Consider the following 22,091-nt stretch of genomic DNA (forward strand, 5'->3'; position numbering starts at 1 on the left):
CTATTTATGAATGAGACACTTACTGTCTCAAATTAAGTAACTGTTCTATAAAGAACTCACTTCCACCAATTGTACCATAAAACGTACTATGTTACCTTTAATTCCCGAAGTAAATTCTAATTTTTGAGCCTTCTTTTACTTTAGCTCCCGCTTCTGGTGATTGTTTAATTACTTTCTCTCCATCTCCACTTATATCAAGCTTCAAATCGACGAGTTGTGTTTGTAAGTCTTTCTTTTTCATTCCAATTAAATTCGGAACTTCCACAGTTGGTGTATCGCCCCATTTATATTCTTTCTCAACTTGTTCTTTTCTCGGTTTCACTCCCATAACAGGAAGCGCATCTCGAAGGATATTCCCGACAATCGGAGCTGCTACCACTCCACCAAACTGTGTAACCCCTTTTGGATTATCAACAGCTACATACACAACAATCTCTGGATCATCCGCTGGAGCAAATCCGATAAAAGATACTATATAATTATTCTCTAAATATTTACCATCCTTCACCTTTTGAGCAGTACCCGTTTTTCCACCTACGCGATATCCATCAATATAAGCACCTTTACCAGAACCTTTCGCTACAACATTCTCTAATGCATAACGAACTTTTTCTGAAGTTTCCTTGGAAATAACTTTTCTTTTCTCAACAGGTGTCTTTTTACTAACAACTTGATTATTTTTCGGATCAATAAACTCCTTAGCTATATACGGCTGATACAATGTTCCACCATTTACAGCCGCCGCTACAGCTGCTACTTGTTGAATCGGCGTAACAGAAACTCCTTGGCCGAATGAAGTTGTTGCTTGCTCTACTGGACCAACTTTATCTAAATTAAATAAAATCCCACTGCCTTCACCTTGCAAGTCAATTCCAGTCTTCTGCCCAAAACCAAAATTACGAATGTATTTAAATAATCGGTCTTTACCAAGGCGATCACCAAGTTCAATAAATCCCGGGTTACATGAGTTTTGAACGACTTCTAAAAACGTTTGACTGCCATGACCTCCTGCTTTCCAGCATTTCAATCTAGCTCCACCTACTTCAGCTGCTCCATCATCATAAAACGTATCCTTCTCTAAGTCTACTAAATTTTCATTCAATGCTGCAGCTAATGTAATGATCTTAAATGTTGAACCAGGCTCATACGTACTCCATACAGGTAGATTTCTGTTATACACTTCTGGAGAGACACTTTGAAAATCCGCTGGGTCAAAACTCGGTCGACTAGACATCCCTAAAACTTCACCATTTTTAGGGTTCATTGCAATCGCAATCATACCGTCAGGATTATAAGTTGACTCCGCAATATTCATTTCTCTTTCCATAATCCTTGTAATACGCGCATCGATTGTTAATCCTAAATTTAAACCGGCTTCTGGCTTTTTGAAATCATCACCAACATTAGGCATCCTTTGTCCTTTCGCATCTGCAAAAAAACGCACATGACCTTTGTCCCCATTTAGCTCTTTATCATAATATTTTTCTAGTCCCATAAGACCTTGGTTATCGCTACCTGCAAAACCTAATACATGTGATAAAAAGTTTCCAAATGGATAGTACCGGATAGAATCCTCTGCGATATACACGCCCTTCAGACTTAATCCTCGTACTTCTTTCGCTTTGTCATGTGATATTTTCCTTCCGCCTTTATCTAACCTTACAATCGATTCTTTTTTTGTAATCCTTTTATAAATCTCATCTTTTTCCACACCTAATACTGCAGCTAACTTCTCTGCAGTCTCCGCTGGTTTTTCAATTTGCCTCGGTACAACAAAGACAGTTGGAGCACTTTTATTCGTGGCAAGTTCCACACCATTTCGGTCTAAAATTTTCCCACGTTCGGGTTCGAAAGTAATATTACGACTCCATGAATCTTTCGCACGATCCGTTAACATATTCCCAAGAAAAAATTGCACATATCCAAGACGAATATCGATAATCGTGAAAATAAGTATACCTGATATAAGTATAAAAATAAGTCGTTTTCTAACTGTTACATTTGATACACGCATATTGGAACAAGCCTCCCTTACGCCTAGCTTGTTCCAATATATGCTTGTACTTATTTAATTAGAACTTATTCTCTTTTACCATTACGGCTTTTCTGCTTCTTGCTGTGGTTCGAGTGGCGGTACGAGTGTGACACCTAATTCTGTACCAGGTTGTAATAATGTTCCTTCCGCCACACTTTGTTCTGTTACGTATCCTGTACCAGAAGGTTTCAAGTTAAGCTGTAATGTCTTCGCTAAATTCATAACATCACGCAGTGCCCATCCTTGTATATTTGGCATTGTAGGCTTATCTCCTACCAAGAAGACTCGGTCGCCTTTTAATGTTTGTTCAGTCGCTTTTGGTACTTGTTGCTGTACTTTCCCTTCACCTAGCACGATTGGACGAAGTTTTGCTTTATCAATCGCTTTCCCCGCTTCAGCCATCGTTTTACCATTTACATCCGGAACAGTAGTTTGTTGTTCTTTCAGATGTTTTTTCGGATCTTTAACTTCATTTGGCTTAATCTTTAAATACTCTAAACTATTTTTTGTTACATATTTAAAAATATCAGCTAACGGTTGTGCACCGTTCTCATCATCTTTTAATTTAGGCTGTTTAACAGCTACATACACAACAAGTTGTGGATCGTCCATTGGTGCCATACCTAAGAATGAGAATATATAATTCTGTCTTCCTGTCATATAGCCGCCTTTTCCATCCGGAATTTGCGCTGTACCTGTTTTACCACCAACTGAATATCCATCAATTTTATAAGCTGTCCCTGTACCTTTCGGAGATGTAACAACACGTTCTAATAATTGTCTTACTTGCGCTGCTGTTTCCTTTGTAACAGGTTTTCCTACTTCTTCTGGCTTATGTTCTAATTTTACTTTGTCTGTTATCGGATCTACAATTTTATCAATTGCATAAGGTTTCATCATTTTCCCATCATTTGCAATGGCCGTTGCAGCTTGTACAAGCTGAATTGGTGTTACAGTGGAACCTTGTCCAAAAGCTGTTGTCACTTGTTGTATTTGCTGATCAAATAAAATTGTATTCGATCCTTCACCTGATAAATCAATGTTCGTTTTTTCATCTAATCCAAAACTATGAATATATTTTCGGAAACGTTCTGGACCAAGTTTTTGATCTCCTAAAATTGCAAACGCTACGTTTGAAGAACGCTCTACCCCTTCATCAAACGTGATAGAGCCCCAACCAGCACCACCGTTATGATCTTTTATTTTCCTATTTCCGACTTGATATGTCCCGGACTGATAATAATCTTGGCCTTTGTACACACCTTCATTAATAGCTGCCGCTAACGTGAAAATTTTCATTGTTGATCCAGGTTCAAATGCATTGGCAATTGCGTCATTATAAAAGTATTTATTATTCTCTATGTTCGGATCATAACTAGGTTTACTAGACATTGCTAATATTTTCCCCGTTTTCGGATCCGCCACAATTCCAATTAAACTTTCCGGCTCATAATGTTGACTCGCCGATTTCATCGCGTCTTCTAAATAACTTTGAATACGTTGATCCATTGTCAAATATACATTATCTCCATTTTTAGGTGCCTTCACATTCACTTTCCCACCGTCAAGAGATACCCCCCTACGATCACCTGTATAAGCTACCTCTCCATTTGAAGCTCCTAAATATTTATCCAAACTTTTTTCTAATCCAAATTGACCTACTGCAATTCCATCTTCATTCGGTTTCGCATGCCCTATAACATAAGATGCGAAATCACCATTTGGATAAACTCTCGCATTTTCCGTAATAAAAGAAACCCCTGGCAATTTCAATGCTTCTATTTGTTCTTTCTTTTCTTTCGTCAAGCCCTTACCTATCTTCCCAAATTCCACTTGACTTTTATCTTTATTTAACGTCGCTAAAATATCCTCTTCGCCTTTTCCAAGTACTCCTGCAATTTTCTTTGCAGTATCTTCTTTATTCTCAACTGAGTTAGCACCTTTTAGTGCAGCTACCATTTTGTAAGAGTTTGCGTCTTGCGCTAACACATGACCGTTTTGATCATAAATGGTTCCTCGGTTCGCTTCAAGAACTCCTTTTTTACTATGCTTTTGTTTAGCAAGTGCATCTAAATCCTGATTATGAACTGTTCCTGTTGATTGTATGTAAAAAAATCGGGCTAATAACAGCAAAAAGAGCAGGAGGAAAAATATCATAAAATAACCTGCTCCCTTATTGGTATGAAATTTAGTCATATTCTTCTTCATCGTTCCTTCACACCTATTGCCTTATTTGAGGCCTTTCACATTATTCGCATTAATTTCTAGCCCGTGTTTTTTTGCAACTTCAGCGATTCGTTCATAGCGACTTAACTTCTCTACTTCAGCTTGTAATTCTTGATTTTCTTTTTGCTGCTGTACAATTTTTTCTTCTATCGTCGCTGCTTCTACATTAACTTGATAAAGGCCTGCTTTATTTCCAATAAACGCGACACAGGCATACAATAAAAAGCCAATAAACGCTACATACAACAGTTTTTCGATTCTTGTAATTTTCGCTTTAACCTTCGGCTTAGCCATCTGCTGTGGGGGCGTTTGAATTTGCACCTCTTCTTGCGCTTGTTGTTTGTACTTTACAGCTAAATTAGTCATACCTCTCTCTCCCTTTTATCGTTTTTCAGCGATTCTCAACTTCGCAGAACGCGCACGATTATTTTCTTCTAGCTCTATATCAGAAGGTAAAATCGGTTTTCTTGTAATAAGCTTTAATTTCGGCTTAAATTCATCAGGAATAATCGGTAATCCTGGCGGCAATTGTGGCGTTGTACTATTTCGCTTAAACGTTGTTTTACAAATACGATCTTCTAATGAATGGAATGTTATAACACTAACTCTTCCACCTGGCTTAACCATCTCAATAGCAGATTCCAATGCTTCTTCAAATACTTTTAATTCATCATTTACAGCTATACGAATTGCCTGAAACACTCGCTTAGCAGGATGCCCACCCGTTCTACGAGCTGGAGCCGGAATACCTTCTTTAATTAGCTCTACTAATTCTCCTGTCGTTTCAATAGCTTTATTCTCACGATAAGCTTCAATTTTTCTTGCAATTTGTTTTGAAAATTTCTCTTCACCGTATTGGAAGAAAATCCTTACAAGTTGTTCATATGACCAGCTATTTACAACATCATACGCTGTTAATGGGGCATCTTGATCCATCCGCATATCTAGCGGTGCATCATGATGATAACTAAAGCCTCGTTCTGGTGTATCTAATTGTGGGGATGAAACACCTAAATCAAATAAAATACCATCTACTTCTGTTATACCTATTTCCTGCAGTTTTTCAGCTAAATAACGGAAGTTACTCTTTACTGTTATAAACTGTTCACCGTATGAAGAGAACTTTTCTTTCGCGTTTTGAATCGCTATCTCATCTTGATCAAACGCTATTAATTTTCCACCTTCAGTTAATTGGGATAATAAATAAGAACTATGTCCTCCTCCCCCCAGTGTACAATCTACATATGTACCATCTGGCTTTATATCTAAGCCGTCTACTGTTTCCTTTAAAAGCACTGTTACGTGTTTAAACATTGTTGCACCTACTCTTTTTCCAATTAATTATGTTGAATGTATCCCTTCCTCTAAACACATATTTCACGCTTAGAGAATGAAATAATACGAAAGAACGACTCATTTAACTTACCAACAAAGGCAACATACTATACAAATCGCTATTTTCTTTTATTATATACTAAATTTTATCATCTTTTGCGGGAATTTAAATAAAAAACTGTCGAAAAAGCGAATAATACGTTTACATTTTGTGCTATTTTGTCATATATTTAAGTATCCAACACAATTGCCATATCTAACATTTTTTGATTGATAATTCAGAAAAAAAATCACTTCACAGTAAATTCAACGGAATAAAAATAAAATCCTGCTCCAAAGAGCAAGATTTTATAGTTTTATAACATGATGTTTTCCGTCCCAAGAAAAAGGGTTTTCCATTACACGATCAACGAAATCCAAACCAAACTGATTTAAATAATAACATACATTCCACACACGTTCTTGCGGCGCACCTAATGGACGAAGTGCGAATTGTATACGGCGGAATTTATTTAGCTGAACCTCATACTTTTTCTCAACATTTCTTTTCAACATTCTTTCCAACAGTTCAATTTGTTCATTAATTTTCAATTCGTTTTTCCCTGCAAACGCACCTAACCCTGGCTCTATTTTCTTTACAAATTGCTGTAAAGATGTATGAATATCGGCAATTTCTTTTTTCGCCTTTTCAAAATGATCATCAATCGGTTCCTCTATTTGATTAGACAACCAGTTTTCACGCAGTTTATCGACATCATTTAAAAACGGATCAATTTCTCTCAATTGCAGATCGAATAAATCTGTCGCTATATCTCTCTCCACATAAGTAATTGTAAGACGAGGAACGACAGGTGGCATTTGAAAACCGACAGTATGGAATACTTGTTGTAATTCACTCCAATAAGCTAATTCCCCTGGACCTCCAATAAATGCGAGCGTAGGAAATACATACTCTTGCATAAGAGGACGTGTTACAACATTATTACTAAAACGTGCCGGATTTCTCTCCATCTCTTCAATCAACTCTTCGTATGAAAAGGAATGCGCCCCATCCTTTCCAACAAACTTACCTTGATGCTCTTCAAGCAATACTCGTTCATTATCTATTTCCATGAATATATGCACTGCATGAGACTTCGTTTCAATAATCGGTTTGTATCCTAGTTCTTTAATTACTTCCTGCTGATTACGAAGGCCCTCTTGTACCTCTTTATACTTACTTATAATTCGCTTGAAAAATGGAATTTCTAACTTTCTTAATTCAGGATGATGTGAATCAACAAGGATTAAACCAGAATTAGCAAAGATTTTCGTAATAAGATGAGCAAAGAAATCTACATACGTATTCGATTTTTTCAAAGCATCATCAACAAATTTTAATACATCTTTTGTAAAATTTGTTTCTGGGTATGTTTTAAAAATCTCTTCAATCCAATTTCTACAATCTTCAACAGAAAGTTCAGACTCAGAAGCACTTGCCTTTTTCGGATTACGGTCATAAAAAATAGTTTTTTTCATCTTTTTATTTTTCGCTACAAAAGTATGATTAATCTCATCCATATCATGGTCTTCACCCGCAATCCAGAAGACAGGGACAACTTTAACTCCTAAACTTTCTTCCTTTTCCTTTGCAAGCTGTAAAATTGAAATAACTTTATGAATTGTATAAAGCGGTCCAGTTAATAACCCCGCTTGTTGTCCAGCTATAACAACATATGTATTTTCATCTCCAAGCGCTTTTACATTTTGAAGTGTAGATTCTCCCGCTTGTAATTTTGTATTATATTCTAATAAATGCGCTACTAAATCTTGGCGGAAAAACTCCCTTTCACGCAAATCATGTAAACGTTGTTTAAAAGCATCTTCTGTTAACATATAATCAAAACATGACTGTATCTCTTTTTTACCGTTCATATAGTCCGCTACAATACCTTGTTGCGGAACAGAGATTTCTTTTATCTCCATATAATTCTTCCTTTCGTATCCAGTTCTCTCACCAATCCACATTGTAGTCAATGTTTCACGTAAAAGCAAAGAATAACACTTATACTCTTGTTTCTAAACCTTTTATTGCATCGAACAAAAATTGAAGTGTCGGAACTGGTCGTTGCTGTTTCTTAGCTTCTTCTAATACATATCCAACAATCGCATTAATTTCCGTCTTTCTACTCGCTCTTACATCCGCTAGCATAGAAGATGTATTACGAGACGTTCCTTCACACACATTTCGTACCATTTGCCATACCATTTCTTTTTCTCCTCTAATAAGAAATGCTGCCTCCTGAAACACTTGCTCCATCATTTGATAAAAAAAACGATTCGTGATTAATTCACCATTCTTAACTCCCAATAGTGCTGTCAACGGATTGATACATACATTTACTACTAATTTTTTATGCATAATCTCTTCCCAATCCGTTTCTATTTGAACTGGAAAATAAGCAACAGGAAAATAATTGAATATTTTTTTAAAATGTATAGATTGACCACAAACCACTCCAAATTTTGTTACCCCTATCCCAGTATGATGAACGATATGCCCTCCCTCTTTTTTCGCACCATGTTCTACAATACCAACAGCTATATTTTTACTCCCTATGTTCAGCATCTTTTGAAGATGCGACATTCCGTTTTGCAAAAAGATTAATGATGATGCCCCTTCCACAAACGGTAGTACGTCATCTATATGATATTGCTTCACAGCAATAAATATATAATCTAAATTTTGCGCTACCATACTTTCTATCGGTAAAACAGATGGATATACTGTTTCACATCTTCCATCTCTAATACAAGTTACACCTGTTTCATTTAATTCTTCAGCTTGCTTAGCTGTTCTTGTAAACAACGTAACATCTTGGTTATTTTTTTGTAAATAAAATGTATACAATAGACCAATAGCACCTGGTCCGACAATTCCAATTTTCATTTTCACACAAGGAATTCACACTAAGTGCCCTTGCCTTCCCCCCTTTATATCTTTTTAAAGCACCTGAGCACGCCCTATAATTCCGCTGTCCTCTGCCCAACAAATATACTCTCATTTTTCACTATGTATGTACCACCTATTAATACGCTTCTACTCTTAGTTTAGCAAATCCTCAAAAAAATAAAAAAAGAAATATACTATCTTCTTCATAAAAATAAAAAAATGAGTTATACTATTATTATAAATATTTTTACTTTTCTGCATTCAACGAGACAAGAAAAGGATGTGATGTAATGGGATTCCCAAAAGTTGAGCGCTTGCTCATCAATTATAAAACGTTAGATGAATTCAAAAAATTTAAAGGGTGCGGAGCCCAGGAACTATCTATGCTGGAAGAATTACAAGCAAACATTATTGAAAACGACAGTGAATCTCCATTTTACGGTATTTATTATGGCGGATCACTAATCGCACGTATGAGTCTATATATGAAAAGAAACGGCGGAGAACCATTCGAAATTACAGGTCCCTACCTAGAACTTTATAAACTTGAAGTATTACCAACTTTTCAAAAACAAGGATTCGGGCAAATGCTTGTAAATCATGCGAAACAAATGCAATTTCCTATTAAAACGATAGCACGTATTCATTCAGCTGGTTTTTGGGATAAATTAAATTTCAACCCCGTATCAGTAACTGATGGAGATTTTTATATTTGGCATCCAGAAGCAAATTTGAATACGGTTACAAACGAAGAATCGGCTTAAGAAATAAAAAAACAGCTGTATAACAGCTGTTTTTTATTTCTTAAGCTTCTCTAACTTCTCATTCGAGCGAGCATTGTTTCTTTCCGCTACCATTACACTTCTTTTTTGATCGATATAATCAAGTAGTGTTCTATACTCTTCTTCATATACTGATAATCGCTCCAGAAGACGCTCTCTTTCTGTTTGTAATGATTCAACTTGTTGTTGCAACACCGTTAAAGAGTTTTCATCTTTATAATTTTGCAAGAAATCAATAACATCATTCAACGTAATTGACGTAGGTTCTAACACCTTTGTCTCTTTCACTTCATAATTTTCTACTTTACGAAGTTGCTTTGCTTCCTCAATACGTTCTTTATATTGCTTTCTTACGTAAGAATTCCATCTAAACCCACATGCTGCTGGTGTACGAGATAAATTTTTCCCCACTTCCTTAAAGGCAGAAAGTTGTGTTCCACCTTCTCGAATATGCCGGAGTACTACTTCTGCCAGAAGCAAATCTTCATCATCAGTCCAAGCATCTTGTCTTGTTGTCGCCATCTCTCTAGTCCTCCCTATGCATTTTTTATTAAGCATATGCAGTTACTAGAAAAGATAGAATACAACAACTAAAGATTAAGACAAAAAAAATAAACGCAGAAGATATCTTCTGCGTTTATTTTCCCGCAATTACTTGCTGATTACTTCTTTACCTTTGTAAGTACCGCATGCTTTACATACACGGTGAGCTAATTTCGCTTCACCACAGCTTGGGCACTCTACCATACCAGGTACTGATAATTTGAAATGCGTACGACGCTTTCTTTTTACTGTTTTAGAAGTTCTTCTAAAAGGTACAGCCATTCTTCCCACCTCCTTAAAAGAAATAGTTATTTTCATATGAAGGCCTGAACCAGTCTTCCGATTATTTGTCAAAAAACTTTGCAAGTCCTGCCAATCTTGGATCAACAGTCTTTTCTTTGTCTTCTTCCGAAATCACTTGCCAGTCTTGACCTTGCGTCGGTGCTCCACCAGAAACATCATCACTGAAAATTTGCATTGGAATCTCCAAAAGTATATTTTCCTTGATTACGGGCAGTAAGTCAAGTACTTCTCCTTCTAAAGAATGAATTTCAGCTTCAGTTTCAAATTCTTCTTGTGAAGTTTGGAACACCTCAGTTGTTTTAATGTCAAATGGTAATGTCACATCTACTAAAGAGCGAGAACATGGTAAAACCATGCTTCCAGTTATATGTAGATGAAACGTAAACTTACCGGAGCCAAAATCAACTCTTCCCGTTACATGAACAGGATTAATTTCACGAATATCTTTCTCGACCTCTTTTAGCTCACTTACATCTACCATCTCATCCAATGTCAATCCTTTATTTCTCAATTTATTCAATTGATGGATGGACCATTTCATATCATATCACCTCAAGGCAACAAACAAAATTATAGCTAGCCATTTTATATTTGTCAATGTTTTTTCTTTACACTATAATGAAGTCATCATAGTAAATAATATATAGAGTATCACGTTTTTCAAAAAGATGCTACATCGAAAGGAGAGATTACCATAAAAGCTGGTGGTATTGTTGTTGAATATAACCCTTTTCATAACGGTCATCTTTATCATGTGCAACAGACAAAAAAGTTAACACAATCTGATATAATAATTGCCGTTATGAGTGGTCCTTTTTTACAGCGTGGTGAGCCCGCACTCATTTCCAAATGGTATCGCACTAAAATGGCCTTAGCAAACGGCGTAGACCTTGTTGTAGAGCTTCCATACATCTTTGCAACACAAAAGGCTGAAACCTTCGCAAATGGTGCTATTTCCATTTTAAATGCCCTACGTGTTTCTGAAATTTGTTTCGGTAGTGAGGATGGACAAATCGAAAATTTTTATAATACCATCTCCGTACAAAAAAACGAAGAAGAGACTTTTAACTACCTTGTAAAACAATTCATGGACGCTGGTAATAGTTATGCAAAAGCAACATCGGATGCTTTCTCACACATTTTAACATCTGAAAAAAACATAGATATGTCACAACCAAATAATATTTTAGGCTTCCAATATATGAAAGCAATTCTGTCACAAAATAGCTCTATACAAGCTCAAACTATAAAAAGATTTGCCTCTCATTATCATGATGAAACATTTAATGACCAACATATTGCAAGCGCGACAAGCATCCGAAAACAACTCTTTAGCGAAGAAGGATCATTTACAACAATTGAACCTTTTCTCCCACAGGCAACCACTTCGCTTTTAGCAAATTACAAACAAAATTACGGGATATTACATAATTGGGAACAATACTTTTCATTTTTTAAATATAGACTCATGACGATGTCTCCAGGGGACTTACGACATATATATGAAATAGAAGAAGGTTTAGAGCATCGTATTTTATCAAAAATACAAAACAGTTCCTCCTTCTATTCATTCATGGAAGCATTAAAAACAAAACGTTATACATGGACTAGATTACAAAGAGCTTGTACACACATTTTAACAAACACAACAAAAGAGGAAATACGTAGCGCAAATATAGAACAACACGCACCATATATTCGCCTGCTAGGTATGTCACAAAAAGGACAAACTTACCTTTCAAAAAACAAGAAAAAAATCGAACTTCCAATCCTTACTCATACAAAAACATTCGACCATGCCGCTTTAGATATAGAGAAAAAAGCAAACTCTGTATATTTCTCCATCATGCACGAACCGTTACGCACACAACTATTAAAACAGGATATAACACACCATCCTGTTCGCTATGATGAAACAACTACAAAATTCCTATAAAAAAACCTCTCTATTTCAGAGAGGTTTTTTCCTTATCCATCTTTTCTAAATATGTTAACGCATCATCCAGCGTATCTACTGGTACAATTTTCATTTTTGTTTTAATATCCTTTGCAGTCTCAAGTGCATCTTTATAGTTCGATTTCTCCGCACCTTTTTCATTTGGCGCAAAGAACACTTCAGCCCCGGCATCGCTAGCAGCCACCACTTTTTGATTTATACCACCAATTGGGCCCACTTCTCCTTTTTCATTAATTGTACCTGTTCCAGCTATTTCATGTCCTTTCGTTAAGTCTTCTTCCACAAGTTGATTATATATTTCTAATGTGAACATTAAACCTGCGGATGGTCCACCAATTTCATGAGAATTAATTTTCACTTTCGGATCGACCACTAATTCTCTTTCCGTAACGATAGAAACACCTATGCCGACACGCCCATTCCCATTAGGAATCGTCTTTACATTTAAATTCTCTTTCAATTGTTTTCCATTTCTCATGTACTCAATACTTACAGCATCGTTTTCTTTTTTCCCTGTCATATATTCAATAAATTGCTCCGTCTTTTCAAATGTTTTTCCGTCAACAGCTATAATAACATCACCAAGCTTAAGCTTTCCTTCTGACGGCATTCCTTTTGCCACACCAGCAACTAATACACCTTTATTTTCAAAAGATACTGAGCGATTTGCACGTTTATATGCATTATAAATTGCTGCATTTTGCGAATCTTTCATCGCATAATTTTGGCGAAATTGATATTCTTCATCACTCTCACCTTTTTGCAATATTTCTTCCGCTTTCGAAATATGTGTATATTTATTAAACTGTGCCGCTATTAAATTCACCACATTTGCTGGTCCCATTGAAACCGTAACAAGCATAAAATCACCAGATTCTTTCGTTCCACCCTCAACTTGAACATAAGGCTCTAATTTGGCAGCCATTCCTGGTTTTGTTATATAATACGGTAAACGTACGTAAACAAGTAACATCGCCAATATAACCCCTATTAAGATTGCATATATAAACCGAAAACGCTTAAACATTATGTTTCTCCTTCCACTGCTCAATTAATAAATAAATATTTGAAACATGTTTTTCTGCTTCTACTTCTCCAACTCGAATAATGTCTTCAATGTTTGTAAAAGCACGTGAACTAAATTGCTCTACAGCTGGTCGCATCATTAAATCCGATGCAATTTGCCGATTCATTACAAGCTCATGCTGCATAATTTCAATACTTTGCATGATTACGTCATAAATGGACGTAACATCGCCATTCACCTTAATTGGAGATACATCAACAGCGATAACAATATCGGCCCCTAACTCTTTCACAACCGATACTGGGATGCGATCAATGACTCCACCATCCACTAATAATCTTCCATCTATTTTTTCTGGTACAAACACTCCAGGAACAGATATGCTAGCCCTCACCGCATCTGCAACTGGCCCACTTGTAAAAACCACTTTTTCCCCCTTCAATATGTCAGTAGCCACAACAGCCGTCGGGATATCTAACTCTTCTAAATTTTTATTATATGTAAACATTTTAATCATATCTTTGACACGTTTTCCAGCAATAAATCCCATTTTCGGTACCGTGAAATCTAAATAATACTTCCGCTTAAAAACAGATGCCAATTTATACAATCTTTCAACGTTACTACTTGCCGCATAAAACGTACCTATTAGCGCCCCCATACTACTTCCTGCAATCATGTGAATAGGGATACCAGCTTCCCTTAAAACCTTTATTACACCAATATGAGCAAACCCTTTGGCTCCTCCAGACCCAAGTGCTAAACCAATCTTTGGTTCTTTCATTTTTCTCACCCTTTAATTTTTTTCATTCCTTTTTCATACTTATGGTCTAAATTCACTACGTATCCACGTATACTGAAATGAACGTTTTTTGGGACAAAGGGGGATTTACTTACATGTATGAAAAATGGAAAACCGCTTTCCTTACCATATCAACGCTATTTTTAACCTTTTCTCTTGTACTCCACCCCCAAGCCGCTTTGCAAGCTTCTATTCGCGGGTTAAATATATGGTGGGAAGTTGTATTCCCTTCACTACTACCGTTTTTCATCATTGCGGAACTTCTAATTAGTATCGGTGTTGTAAAATTTATTGGCGTTATATTAGAACCACTCATGCGCCCGCTTTTTCGCGTTCCAGGGATAGGCGGATTTGTTTGGGCGATGGGAATGGCTTCTGGTTTCCCTGCAGGCGCCAAATTAAGCGCTAGACTACGAAAAAGCAATCTTTTAACTCAGATTGAAGCAGAGCGCCTCGTTTCTTTCACAAATTCTTCTAATCCACTTTTTATTTTCGGTGCTGTGTCTATCGGTTTTTTTAATAATCCGAAATTAGGAATTATATTAGCCGCTGCCCATTATTTCAGTAACTTTGCTGTCGGATTAATTATGCGTTTTTACGGCGATAATACCGCTTACAAAAATAATACACACACTACAAAAAAACGTCGCTTTCAAAACCCTTTTTTAATTCTTCACGAGACACGCTTACAAGAAAAAAGACCAATTGGTAAATTACTTGGGGATGCCATTGTTTCTTCTATTCAAACATTACTTATGATTGGCGGATTTATTATTTTATTCTCTGTGTTAAATAAAATGATTACTGTATTCCACATTACAGCAGCTCTTTCTTTTATTATGCAACATATTTTATCATTCTTCCAACTAAGTACAGATTTTAGTATACCTATATTATCAGGTATTTTCGAAATGACACTCGGAAGCCAAATGATTAGTCAAATAAATGAAACACCGCTCTTACAACAAGCTATGGTAACAAGCTTCATTTTAGCATTTAGCGGTCTTTCTATTCAGGCACAAGTTGCTAGCATATTAGCTGAAACAGATATCCGATTTAAACCCTATTTTTTCGCACGAATTATTCAAAGTATTCTTGCCCCTATTTTTACATTTGTATTTTGGACACCATTTTATGAGAAAGTGAGTTCTTTCTCACCTATGCCAAAAGATATTCCTGTATTTTTATCCGAGCATCCTTCTATACTACATGAAATTTGGACATCTTTTATACATTATGGACCAATTTTTACATTATTTTGTCTATACTTATATGTTATTTTATTATTTTTGCGCACGTATAAAGAAAAACCCCGTTCACTTTAACGGGGTTTGAAACTTTTCTTTTAAAGCACGCTCTACAATAGGAGGTACAAGATCCACTACACTTCCTCCATACCTCGCAACTTCTTTTACAATACTCGAGCTTAAAAATGAATATTGGTTGTTTGTCATAATAAAAAATGTTTCAATATTTTCATCTAATTTTCGATTCATAGAAGTAATTTGCATCTCATATTCAAAATCAGAAACTGCTCGTAAACCACGTAATATTGCATTTGCATTACGCATTTTTGCATACTCTACTAATAGCCCACTATGCGAATCTACCTTTACATTCGGGATATCCTTTGTCGCTTCTCGAATTAGTTCTAATCGCTCTTCAACTGAAAAGAATGGTTTTTTTGATGAATTGTTTAAAACGACTACGTACACCTCATCAAATACTTTTGCTCCCCTTTTAATAATATCCAGATGCCCAAGGGTAATTGGATCAAAACTTCCTGAAGAAATAGCTATACTTGTCATTCTGTCCCCTCACCTTCATACTTATAAATCGATATTGCAGTAATCCCATAATTCTCAGCTCGTACTTTTACAAGCCTTCCTATTGAATTAGGTAAAACTACATCATTACCATGCTCTGCCATAATTAATCCATCACTATGTAGCAATCCATGTTGATCCATTACACTAATTAAAGATACAATTTTTTGCTCTTTATATGGAGGATCTATTAATATAAGATCGAATGACATTTCACGTTTTATTAACGCCTTTACTGCACGTTCAGCATCATTTCGATATACTTCAGCTTGTTCCTGTACTCTACAACTTTCTAAATTTTGATGAATTACTTTTATCGCTTTACTATCCCGATCAACAAAAATTGCTTTATCGATCCCTCTGCTCAAAGCCTCAATTCCAAGACCACCACTACCACCAAATAAATCAAGGGCGATACCACCATCAAAATAAGGACCTATCATATTAAAAATAGATTCTTTTACTTTATCTGTCGTTGGACGTGTTGTATTACCAGGAACCGCTTTAAGTGGGTGTCCTTTACATTTTCCTGAAACTACTCTCATCTGTTGTCACTACCTTTATTTCAATCTATCGAGCGATTATAGAAAGCCATTCCCACTTCGGTAACCGTTAACAAACCACATTCACCTAACTATAGAAAAACTCGGCCTCAAATAACCTCTCGTTATTTTTATGTATTCATCTCATCATTCACTAATATGAACCCAATATGTATATTAGTTCCACTTTATCTTTTTTATCCTATCACAAAATAAAAAAAAGAAAAATAAAAAGCCCAACATAAAATTTAATTTCATTATGTATATCTTCATTTAGATTGGACATAAATAATTATAACAACATCACCTTCGATGTTGTTGCCAACCGCGGAGAAGACTTACGTTTCCCCATAAGTTCTTCCTCCGGTTTCTCCTCTCCCTTTGCCTTCTTACTAGTACATGCTAGTATAAGAAGGGCCCTGCTATGCAGGGTTTTTTTTCTTTGTGTGCTTTTCATTTAAAAAGTGAAATGGTACAGTAAAAGAAAGAGGAGGAAAAGATATGATTCAACGCTTTATAGAACTTGGAGAAGGCTACTCTGATTTATATGAATTACTTGAAATTGCCAAAACAAATCAAGAACGTATAGCACATATGTTACAATTTGAAACGATAAAAAACGATAAAAAAGTGTGTTCGCTTGTTGTAATATTAAAACCAACTACTACTGGTGATTTCCAACCATTATACATATGTCGTGAAGGCATTCCTGTATTTGAAAATAAAAAAAGTAAACGTGTCATTTTATTTGAAGAAACGGCAGAACAACTCGGGAAAAAAGTGGCTACCTTTACTGTAAAACCATCTACAACTTTCCCAGAAAAAGAACTATTTTTTAATCATTTAATTGGTATTTTACGAATGAACAATTTCATTCCTCCGATGAAATAACACGTTATTTCAAGTGAAAAATCCCCCGCTAAATTTAGCAGGGGATTTTTTCTATTAGCTATAATCGTATTCTTTTGCTCGATCAGGACGGGAATTTTCAAATTCCGTTTTTAAATACGGGCGATACGACTGTTCTATCTTTTTCACAAAAGGAAGTTTGTTCAACTTATGCATCATATGCTCAATTTGTTCCATATCACAATATACTACAGCATATTTTAATCGTTTTGATATGTAATGTATGTTACCATATTTCCTTAAAATCTTGGCATGTTTCAATGAATGTAAATAAACAATCATACTTTGTCGTTGCCCGAACATAATCTTCTCCATCTTCTCCTTTTAAAAACATATATTTTATATTCTATGAAAACCAATCAGAAATTTATAACATTACAGGACAAACTCTGTATACGTTTTCTTCCAACTTCTAAAAAACGGGGTACATCACCCCGTTTTTTTACAACCACAACCTCCGCCAGTACCACAACCTCCACCACAGCCACCAGCATCAAAGAATGGATTTCCTGTTGGCACTTTAATGGAAGAAGACACTTCCGAACCGATTGCTACACTAACTTCGTCTAATAACTTCTGCAAAGCAGTTTCTGCTCTTTTAAAAGCTGCAACCTTATCATGTAAGTCCACAGAACGCTTTAATTCTCTCATTTTCATCGACACGGTAGTATAGTCAGGATGGTATTTTCCAAAACGCTGTACTTCCTCATACCGTTCTTTCATCGCTGTAAATTGCTGAATTAGCGTCTGAAGTTCCATATCTTCATGTAATTCTCTATAATACTTACGATAATCTTCTGCTATATCTGAACAGATAATCGCTTTTGCAAGCTGCTCTGCCTTATCTAATATTAATACGCTTTCTAGCGTCGCTACAATCATGAGAGACACCTCCGAGTATCCATCATACCACATTTAGATTAGAACTACTAATTGAAGTGACTTACTCAAAAGAAAGATATAACGTAACTATTTTTACACTATATCCGTACACACTTATACATTAATATGTTCCGCTATATTATATTTAAGAACATCCCATTTTCCACTATTTTGTTTCACATAACTAATACACGCATTTTTTAATGGTGTCTTAAATGTAATTTCATCTGGTTCAATGGCATGTAAAATCGCTTTTATCGCGTGTGAGTGAGCAACAATAATAATACGTTTGCCAAAATGAGTTGTCGCAACATCTTCTAAAGCAGCAAAGCAACGAGCTACAATCTCTTCATCTCGCTCCATACCTTCTACTTTACCCTCAGCAATCAACTCTCTAACAGCCGCAACCGGCTTCCCTGAAGCTTCTCCAAAATTCCGTTCAACAAATCGCTCATCTAATAAAATCGATTGTAATCCAACTGCCGTTGCGATTTCATTAGCCGTTTCTTGCGCTCTAATTAACGGGCTACTTATAATGATATCCCACGTTTCTTCTTGTAAAGCAGCTGCACTTTGACTCGCTTGCTTCTTACCAACTTCATTAAGCGGAATATCTTCTCGCCCCTGAATAATTTCTTGAAAATTCCAATCAGTTTGTCCATGTCGTACTAAACAAATTTCCGTCATGCTGCAACTCCTTTTTAAATAATCAACTTCTATTGTAACAAAAGTTCTGCATGACGGACATATTTTTCACTTCCAATTAGGTTGCGTTTTGTTGCTTCATATACTGAAACATATCAATCATGATCGAAGCAACGGCCAATTGATTTTGAAACTTTTCCACTTTATCTGGTATCGTTTTTTTGAAATGTTGCATCGCCGCTAACTCAAAAGCCTCTTTTTCTTCAGGATTTCGTGTTAATTTTCTATACCAGTACGGTTGCTCTCTAATATAACGAGATAAATCCTCATCAGCCTTTATAAACTCCATAATTTCTGCTCTCATCATCTTTCCCCCTAATCCTTTTGAAAGAAAAACGGGTTATTTTCTGAAGTACTTTGCTCTTGCTGCGTACGGTTACCTTGAAATTGCTGAATAACTTGTTGCACGCTCCCAATTGCACTCGTCACATTGGCTAAATGGTTCTGCATTTGTTCCACGTCCAACTTTTTAAAAAAAGAAAGCATTTGCCCCATCACATCAGCAGTTTTTTCCTCTTCAGTTCGATTATCTTTTTCTTTTTTATTTTCTTTTACCGAAGAAAAAGCAGGCGCTCCATCCGGTCTATAAGTTGCCCATATTGGATCTTCTTCACCAAGTAAGTACCATTCTTCATAAAATTGTTGCCATGTTTTATGACCACTTCTAACCTCATGAACCATTTTAGGGTGATGGTTTACAAATTCTTTAAACTGTTGAACCGATGGATGTAACGGTCCTTTTGTTGTTGGCATAATCCTCACCTCTCCATGTATATCTACTATATAGTAAGAAAAAAAAGGCGCATGGTTCGCCTATTTTTAGACGATTCATGCACCTTTTTTTCTGCTATTTGCATACGGTCAGATTCCCACCTACAATTCAGTGAATACGAAGTAACTAATTAGGTGATGTAACACCCCACCGCTTACAGTTTCGCTTTATTTTCGAATAAAGTTTTGTGTATAAAATTTATCGTATACACCAACACCTAATCCTGTAAATTGTTCATTTAATAAATTCTTTCTATGCCCCTCACTATTTAACCAACCTTGCACTGCCGCAATTCCATCACTATGTTGCGCCGCTATGTTCTCACCAGCAAGTTGAAATCCTACTTTCCCGCGCTGCAAACGATCTCCTAGTGTACCTAATGTAGGTGAGTCATGAGAAAAATAATTATTGTCTTTCATATCTTTACTGTGACCAACAGCAACATCTGCTGTTTCCTGATCCCATGTTAATAATGGTAATTTATGACGACTTCGAATGATATTTGTTAAATCAAAAATTTGTTGCATATTCCCATTTTCTACTTGTTTTATTTTTTCTGGAGTCAATGGTTGTTCTGCTATTAATTCACCTGAATAAACGAGCTGATACGGTCTTTGGCGTAATAAAGTTTCATCATCCATATAACGAACACCAACAAGCTCATGTGTAAATTGATCAAAATACAATTGCGCCCATCCATCTTCTACAGGTATTAACGGTTGTTCCATGACTTCGGTATCAGATAGCTCAAATTGATAACTATTTTTCCCTCTTTTTAATGAAATTTCATGCGAAAGCGGACTTTTTTTATATACTTCTTCATATTTTTCATTTATATAATAAGGTGGAACCTTAACTTGTTCACCAGCTGCGTATGCCGTTACAACTTTACGTTCAGAAACTCCAAATTGAACATACTGAGTTAAATCCTGGTTGTATACCCACCATTCATATCCGTATGCAGATGGCTCTATTCGAGAGGGTTCTCCCCACTTCGCTAATAGGTTTTCAGAGTCTTCACCAATCATATTTAAAACAGTGTCTGAGGAGTCTTCCTTAATTTGCTTTTTCTTTTTCACAATTTTATTTTCTTGCTTTGATTGAGATGGGGTTAATATATATTGTGAAACGAGTAATTTCCCGTATAAATCAACAGCTAAAATTAAAAATGTAATCATTACGATACGCAATAATTTCTTCAAACAATATACCTCCTGAACAAAACATAAAATTGAGATATACACAAATCCTTTTCTTTCTTTTTGTGTGTACCGTACTCTTTTCACTATATCATATTTTTGTGAAAAAAGTCTGGATTATCCCTTTTCTCTCAATATGAATTGCACTTTCTTATTATTCATACTATTATAAAAATAATGGTGTAACATTAAAAAAGGAGGTATTATATGCAATTTACAAATACGAAATTTAATGGAGCCGTCGTTGAATTAACTCTTTTAACTGAAATCATGGAAAACAACCACTTCGTACTTGCCGGACAGTGGGATTATGAACGAGTTACATACGATTATAAATTTGAAATATTAAAGGATGTTTATTATTTACGAGTGCAAGGAGTTGCTGTTGAAGGTGACATTGGCAGTAGACACGCTGAAGTAAAACTACTCCCCCCCTTATTAGGAAAACATTATTATCCTCACGGCGTTGAATATGGTGATGATGAGACTTTCCCAACGAATGTACTTCAAAAAAGCGAACAACTCCTACAAAATGTCGAAAAAGAGTTAAAAGAATTTCAAATTATTGATTAACAAAAACAAGCGCATCAATATGATGCGCTTGTTTCATTTCCCTTCCCTAAGAATGAATCGTTTTTTTTACTGGATATCCATAAATAGATCCATCTTTTACTTTAATCTCATCTTCCCAAGGTACCTTATATTTACCTTCAGCTAAATCTTTTACAAACGTATATGGATTTTCTTTCACCCCACCAGGAGTTGCTACATATCCTCTTGAACCTAGATTATATATATTATTTTCCAATCCCCATCCTAATCTAGCCTGATCTGCTAGTTCTGGATATACTTCAGCAGTAACAATCTCCCAAGGATTTCGATGACCCTGTACTAAAGTAGTCCCATCAAAATTACATACTTGTCCTTCACCAAAGTAATAAAATACACCATCATAACCCGCTAAGTTTACCGACAATGTATACATTAAATTTTGCCATGCATTTGAACGATTCGTTAGCATCCATTGTTCACTAACTTGTGTACTATATCCAGAAATACGAATTAAGACATTTGCACCTTTATAGGCCGCTTCACGAGCTACTTCAGGGAACATGCCATCATGACAAATACAAACAGCTAATTTACTTCCTCCAGGTCCATCACAAACAGGTAAGCCTAAATCTCCAGCTTTCCAAGGCTCGACTGGCACCCAAGGATTTAGCTTACGATACTTCAAAATCATTTATGATGATAGGTAAGGCTTTGATGCAATCTCCACCTTTTCCCCCACCTCACACCGTACGTGCTAGTTTC

Annotated in this window: 24 protein-coding genes and 1 pseudogene; 5 read left to right on the forward strand and 20 right to left on the reverse strand. The window is 35.9% G+C overall.

The features are described 5' to 3' along the window. Positions 1–97: 97 nt before the first annotated feature. From QO049_RS11370 to panE, 6 genes are all read right to left on the reverse strand, one after another. Positions 98–2,014, reverse strand: a complete 1,917-nt coding sequence (locus QO049_RS11370; RefSeq protein WP_001266237.1) for a stage V sporulation protein D — start codon at positions 2,012–2,014, stop codon at positions 98–100. An 81-nt stretch (positions 2,015–2,095) separates the two neighbouring features. Next, entirely contained in the window at positions 2,096–4,243 is a 2,148-nt protein-coding gene (locus tag QO049_RS11375) for a penicillin-binding protein (protein WP_000739961.1), read from the reverse strand. 21 nt (positions 4,244–4,264) lie between these two features. Beyond that, positions 4,265–4,627 (reverse strand): cell division protein FtsL, encoded by a 363-nt coding sequence (gene ftsL / locus QO049_RS11380; RefSeq protein ID WP_000182804.1) that lies wholly within the window; start codon positions 4,625–4,627, stop codon positions 4,265–4,267. 15 nt (positions 4,628–4,642) lie between these two features. Further along, positions 4,643–5,575 carry a 16S rRNA (cytosine(1402)-N(4))-methyltransferase RsmH gene (rsmH, locus tag QO049_RS11385; protein WP_000472508.1) on the reverse strand — a complete coding sequence of 311 codons (933 nt, stop codon included), beginning with the start codon at positions 5,573–5,575 and terminating at the stop codon, positions 4,643–4,645. A gap of 369 nt (positions 5,576–5,944) precedes the next feature. Continuing rightward, on the reverse strand, positions 5,945–7,561 hold the full coding sequence (bshC, locus tag QO049_RS11390; RefSeq protein WP_000403027.1) for a bacillithiol biosynthesis cysteine-adding enzyme BshC: 1,617 nt from the start codon (positions 7,559–7,561) through the stop codon (positions 5,945–5,947). A 79-nt stretch (positions 7,562–7,640) separates the two neighbouring features. Further along, positions 7,641–8,525: a 2-dehydropantoate 2-reductase gene (gene panE, locus QO049_RS11395; RefSeq protein ID WP_002101275.1), complete on the reverse strand. Its 885-nt coding sequence runs from the start codon at positions 8,523–8,525 to the stop codon at positions 7,641–7,643. Between the two features lie 293 nt (positions 8,526–8,818). Between panE and QO049_RS11400 the strand changes: the two genes are divergently transcribed. Next, positions 8,819–9,292: an N-acetyltransferase gene (locus QO049_RS11400; RefSeq protein ID WP_098762659.1), complete on the forward strand. Its 474-nt coding sequence runs from the start codon at positions 8,819–8,821 to the stop codon at positions 9,290–9,292. Between the two features lie 33 nt (positions 9,293–9,325). On the opposite strand, the gene QO049_RS11405 is transcribed toward QO049_RS11400, so the two are convergent. The 3 genes from QO049_RS11405 to QO049_RS11415 all read right to left on the reverse strand — a co-directional run bounded on the left by QO049_RS11405 (position 9,326) and on the right by QO049_RS11415 (position 10,697). Continuing rightward, complete coding sequence (locus QO049_RS11405) at positions 9,326–9,832, reverse strand: RsfA family transcriptional regulator (protein ID WP_000246468.1); 507 nt, start codon at positions 9,830–9,832, stop codon at positions 9,326–9,328. Between the two features lie 129 nt (positions 9,833–9,961). After that, entirely contained in the window at positions 9,962–10,135 is a 174-nt protein-coding gene (rpmF, locus tag QO049_RS11410; protein WP_001984764.1) for a 50S ribosomal protein L32, read from the reverse strand. A 61-nt stretch (positions 10,136–10,196) separates the two neighbouring features. Next, on the reverse strand, positions 10,197–10,697 hold the full coding sequence (locus QO049_RS11415; RefSeq protein ID WP_000872149.1) for a YceD family protein: 501 nt from the start codon (positions 10,695–10,697) through the stop codon (positions 10,197–10,199). 213 nt (positions 10,698–10,910) lie between these two features. Between QO049_RS11415 and QO049_RS11420 the strand changes: the two genes are divergently transcribed. Beyond that, a complete protein-coding gene (locus tag QO049_RS11420) occupies positions 10,911–12,092 on the forward strand; it encodes a nucleotidyltransferase (RefSeq protein ID WP_002103536.1) in 1,182 nt (393 codons plus the stop codon). A 10-nt stretch (positions 12,093–12,102) separates the two neighbouring features. Here QO049_RS11420 and QO049_RS11425 read toward each other — a convergent pair whose 3' ends face one another. Together QO049_RS11425 and QO049_RS11430 are read right to left on the reverse strand one after the other, a co-directional pair. Continuing rightward, positions 12,103–13,140: a SepM family pheromone-processing serine protease gene (locus QO049_RS11425; RefSeq protein WP_000476280.1), complete on the reverse strand. Its 1,038-nt coding sequence runs from the start codon at positions 13,138–13,140 to the stop codon at positions 12,103–12,105. Beyond that, positions 13,133–13,924 (reverse strand): patatin-like phospholipase family protein, encoded by a 792-nt coding sequence (locus QO049_RS11430; RefSeq protein WP_000662590.1) that lies wholly within the window; start codon positions 13,922–13,924, stop codon positions 13,133–13,135. Before QO049_RS11430 ends, QO049_RS11425 begins: the two co-directional genes overlap by 8 nt. A gap of 113 nt (positions 13,925–14,037) precedes the next feature. Here QO049_RS11430 and ylbJ point away from each other — a divergent pair, with 113 nt between their 5' ends. Then, positions 14,038–15,267 carry a sporulation integral membrane protein YlbJ gene (ylbJ, locus tag QO049_RS11435; protein WP_000273083.1) on the forward strand — a complete coding sequence of 410 codons (1,230 nt, stop codon included), beginning with the start codon at positions 14,038–14,040 and terminating at the stop codon, positions 15,265–15,267. Here the strand turns inward: ylbJ and coaD are convergent. After that, on the reverse strand, positions 15,259–15,750 hold the full coding sequence (coaD, locus tag QO049_RS11440; RefSeq protein ID WP_000200601.1) for a pantetheine-phosphate adenylyltransferase: 492 nt from the start codon (positions 15,748–15,750) through the stop codon (positions 15,259–15,261). The two genes, ylbJ and coaD, sit on opposite strands and share 9 nt — an antisense overlap. Next, entirely contained in the window at positions 15,747–16,313 is a 567-nt protein-coding gene (rsmD, locus tag QO049_RS11445) for a 16S rRNA (guanine(966)-N(2))-methyltransferase RsmD (protein ID WP_001266979.1), read from the reverse strand. The genes coaD and rsmD overlap by 4 nt, the downstream gene beginning before the upstream one ends. A gap of 498 nt (positions 16,314–16,811) precedes the next feature. On the opposite strand from rsmD, the gene QO049_RS11450 reads away from it, so the two are divergent. Then, a complete protein-coding gene (locus QO049_RS11450) occupies positions 16,812–17,201 on the forward strand; it encodes a DUF7147 family protein (RefSeq protein ID WP_000616017.1) in 390 nt (129 codons plus the stop codon). A 54-nt stretch (positions 17,202–17,255) separates the two neighbouring features. Here the strand turns inward: QO049_RS11450 and QO049_RS11455 are convergent, their stop codons facing one another. From QO049_RS11455 to QO049_RS11480, 6 genes are all read right to left on the reverse strand, one after another. Then, positions 17,256–17,522, reverse strand: a complete 267-nt coding sequence (locus QO049_RS11455) for a YlbG family protein (protein ID WP_002082261.1) — start codon at positions 17,520–17,522, stop codon at positions 17,256–17,258. A 126-nt stretch (positions 17,523–17,648) separates the two neighbouring features. Continuing rightward, positions 17,649–18,101, reverse strand: a complete 453-nt coding sequence (locus tag QO049_RS11460; RefSeq protein ID WP_000634366.1) for a YlbF/YmcA family competence regulator — start codon at positions 18,099–18,101, stop codon at positions 17,649–17,651. A gap of 114 nt (positions 18,102–18,215) precedes the next feature. Further along, positions 18,216–18,788, reverse strand: coding sequence for a histidine phosphatase family protein (locus QO049_RS11465; protein ID WP_000134947.1), 573 nt, complete (start codon positions 18,786–18,788; stop codon positions 18,216–18,218). A gap of 76 nt (positions 18,789–18,864) precedes the next feature. Next, positions 18,865–19,110, reverse strand: a complete 246-nt coding sequence (locus QO049_RS11470; protein ID WP_001200990.1) for a YlbE-like family protein — start codon at positions 19,108–19,110, stop codon at positions 18,865–18,867. An 11-nt stretch (positions 19,111–19,121) separates the two neighbouring features. Next, the gene (locus tag QO049_RS11475) at positions 19,122–19,559 is read right to left on the reverse strand and encodes a YlbD family protein (RefSeq protein ID WP_001143346.1); all 438 of its coding nucleotides are present in this window, start codon (positions 19,557–19,559) and stop codon (positions 19,122–19,124) included. A gap of 186 nt (positions 19,560–19,745) precedes the next feature. Further along, the gene (locus QO049_RS11480) at positions 19,746–20,780 is read right to left on the reverse strand and encodes a CAP domain-containing protein (protein ID WP_000735378.1); all 1,035 of its coding nucleotides are present in this window, start codon (positions 20,778–20,780) and stop codon (positions 19,746–19,748) included. Positions 20,781–20,984: 204 nt separating this feature from the next. Here QO049_RS11480 and QO049_RS11485 point away from each other — a divergent pair, with 204 nt between their 5' ends. Continuing rightward, a complete protein-coding gene (locus QO049_RS11485; RefSeq protein WP_001160947.1) occupies positions 20,985–21,350 on the forward strand; it encodes a YugN family protein in 366 nt (121 codons plus the stop codon). A 46-nt stretch (positions 21,351–21,396) separates the two neighbouring features. On the opposite strand, the pseudogene QO049_RS11490 reads toward QO049_RS11485, so the two are convergent. Further along, positions 21,397–22,020: pseudogene (locus QO049_RS11490) on the reverse strand (formamidase); the annotation flags it as partial. Between the last annotated feature and the right edge of the window lie 71 nt (positions 22,021–22,091).

Origin of the sequence: Bacillus sp. RB3 (genome assembly GCF_030164735.1) — a bacterium.
Classification (GTDB): Bacteria; Bacillota; Bacilli; order Bacillales; family Bacillaceae_G; genus Bacillus_A; species Bacillus_A cereus.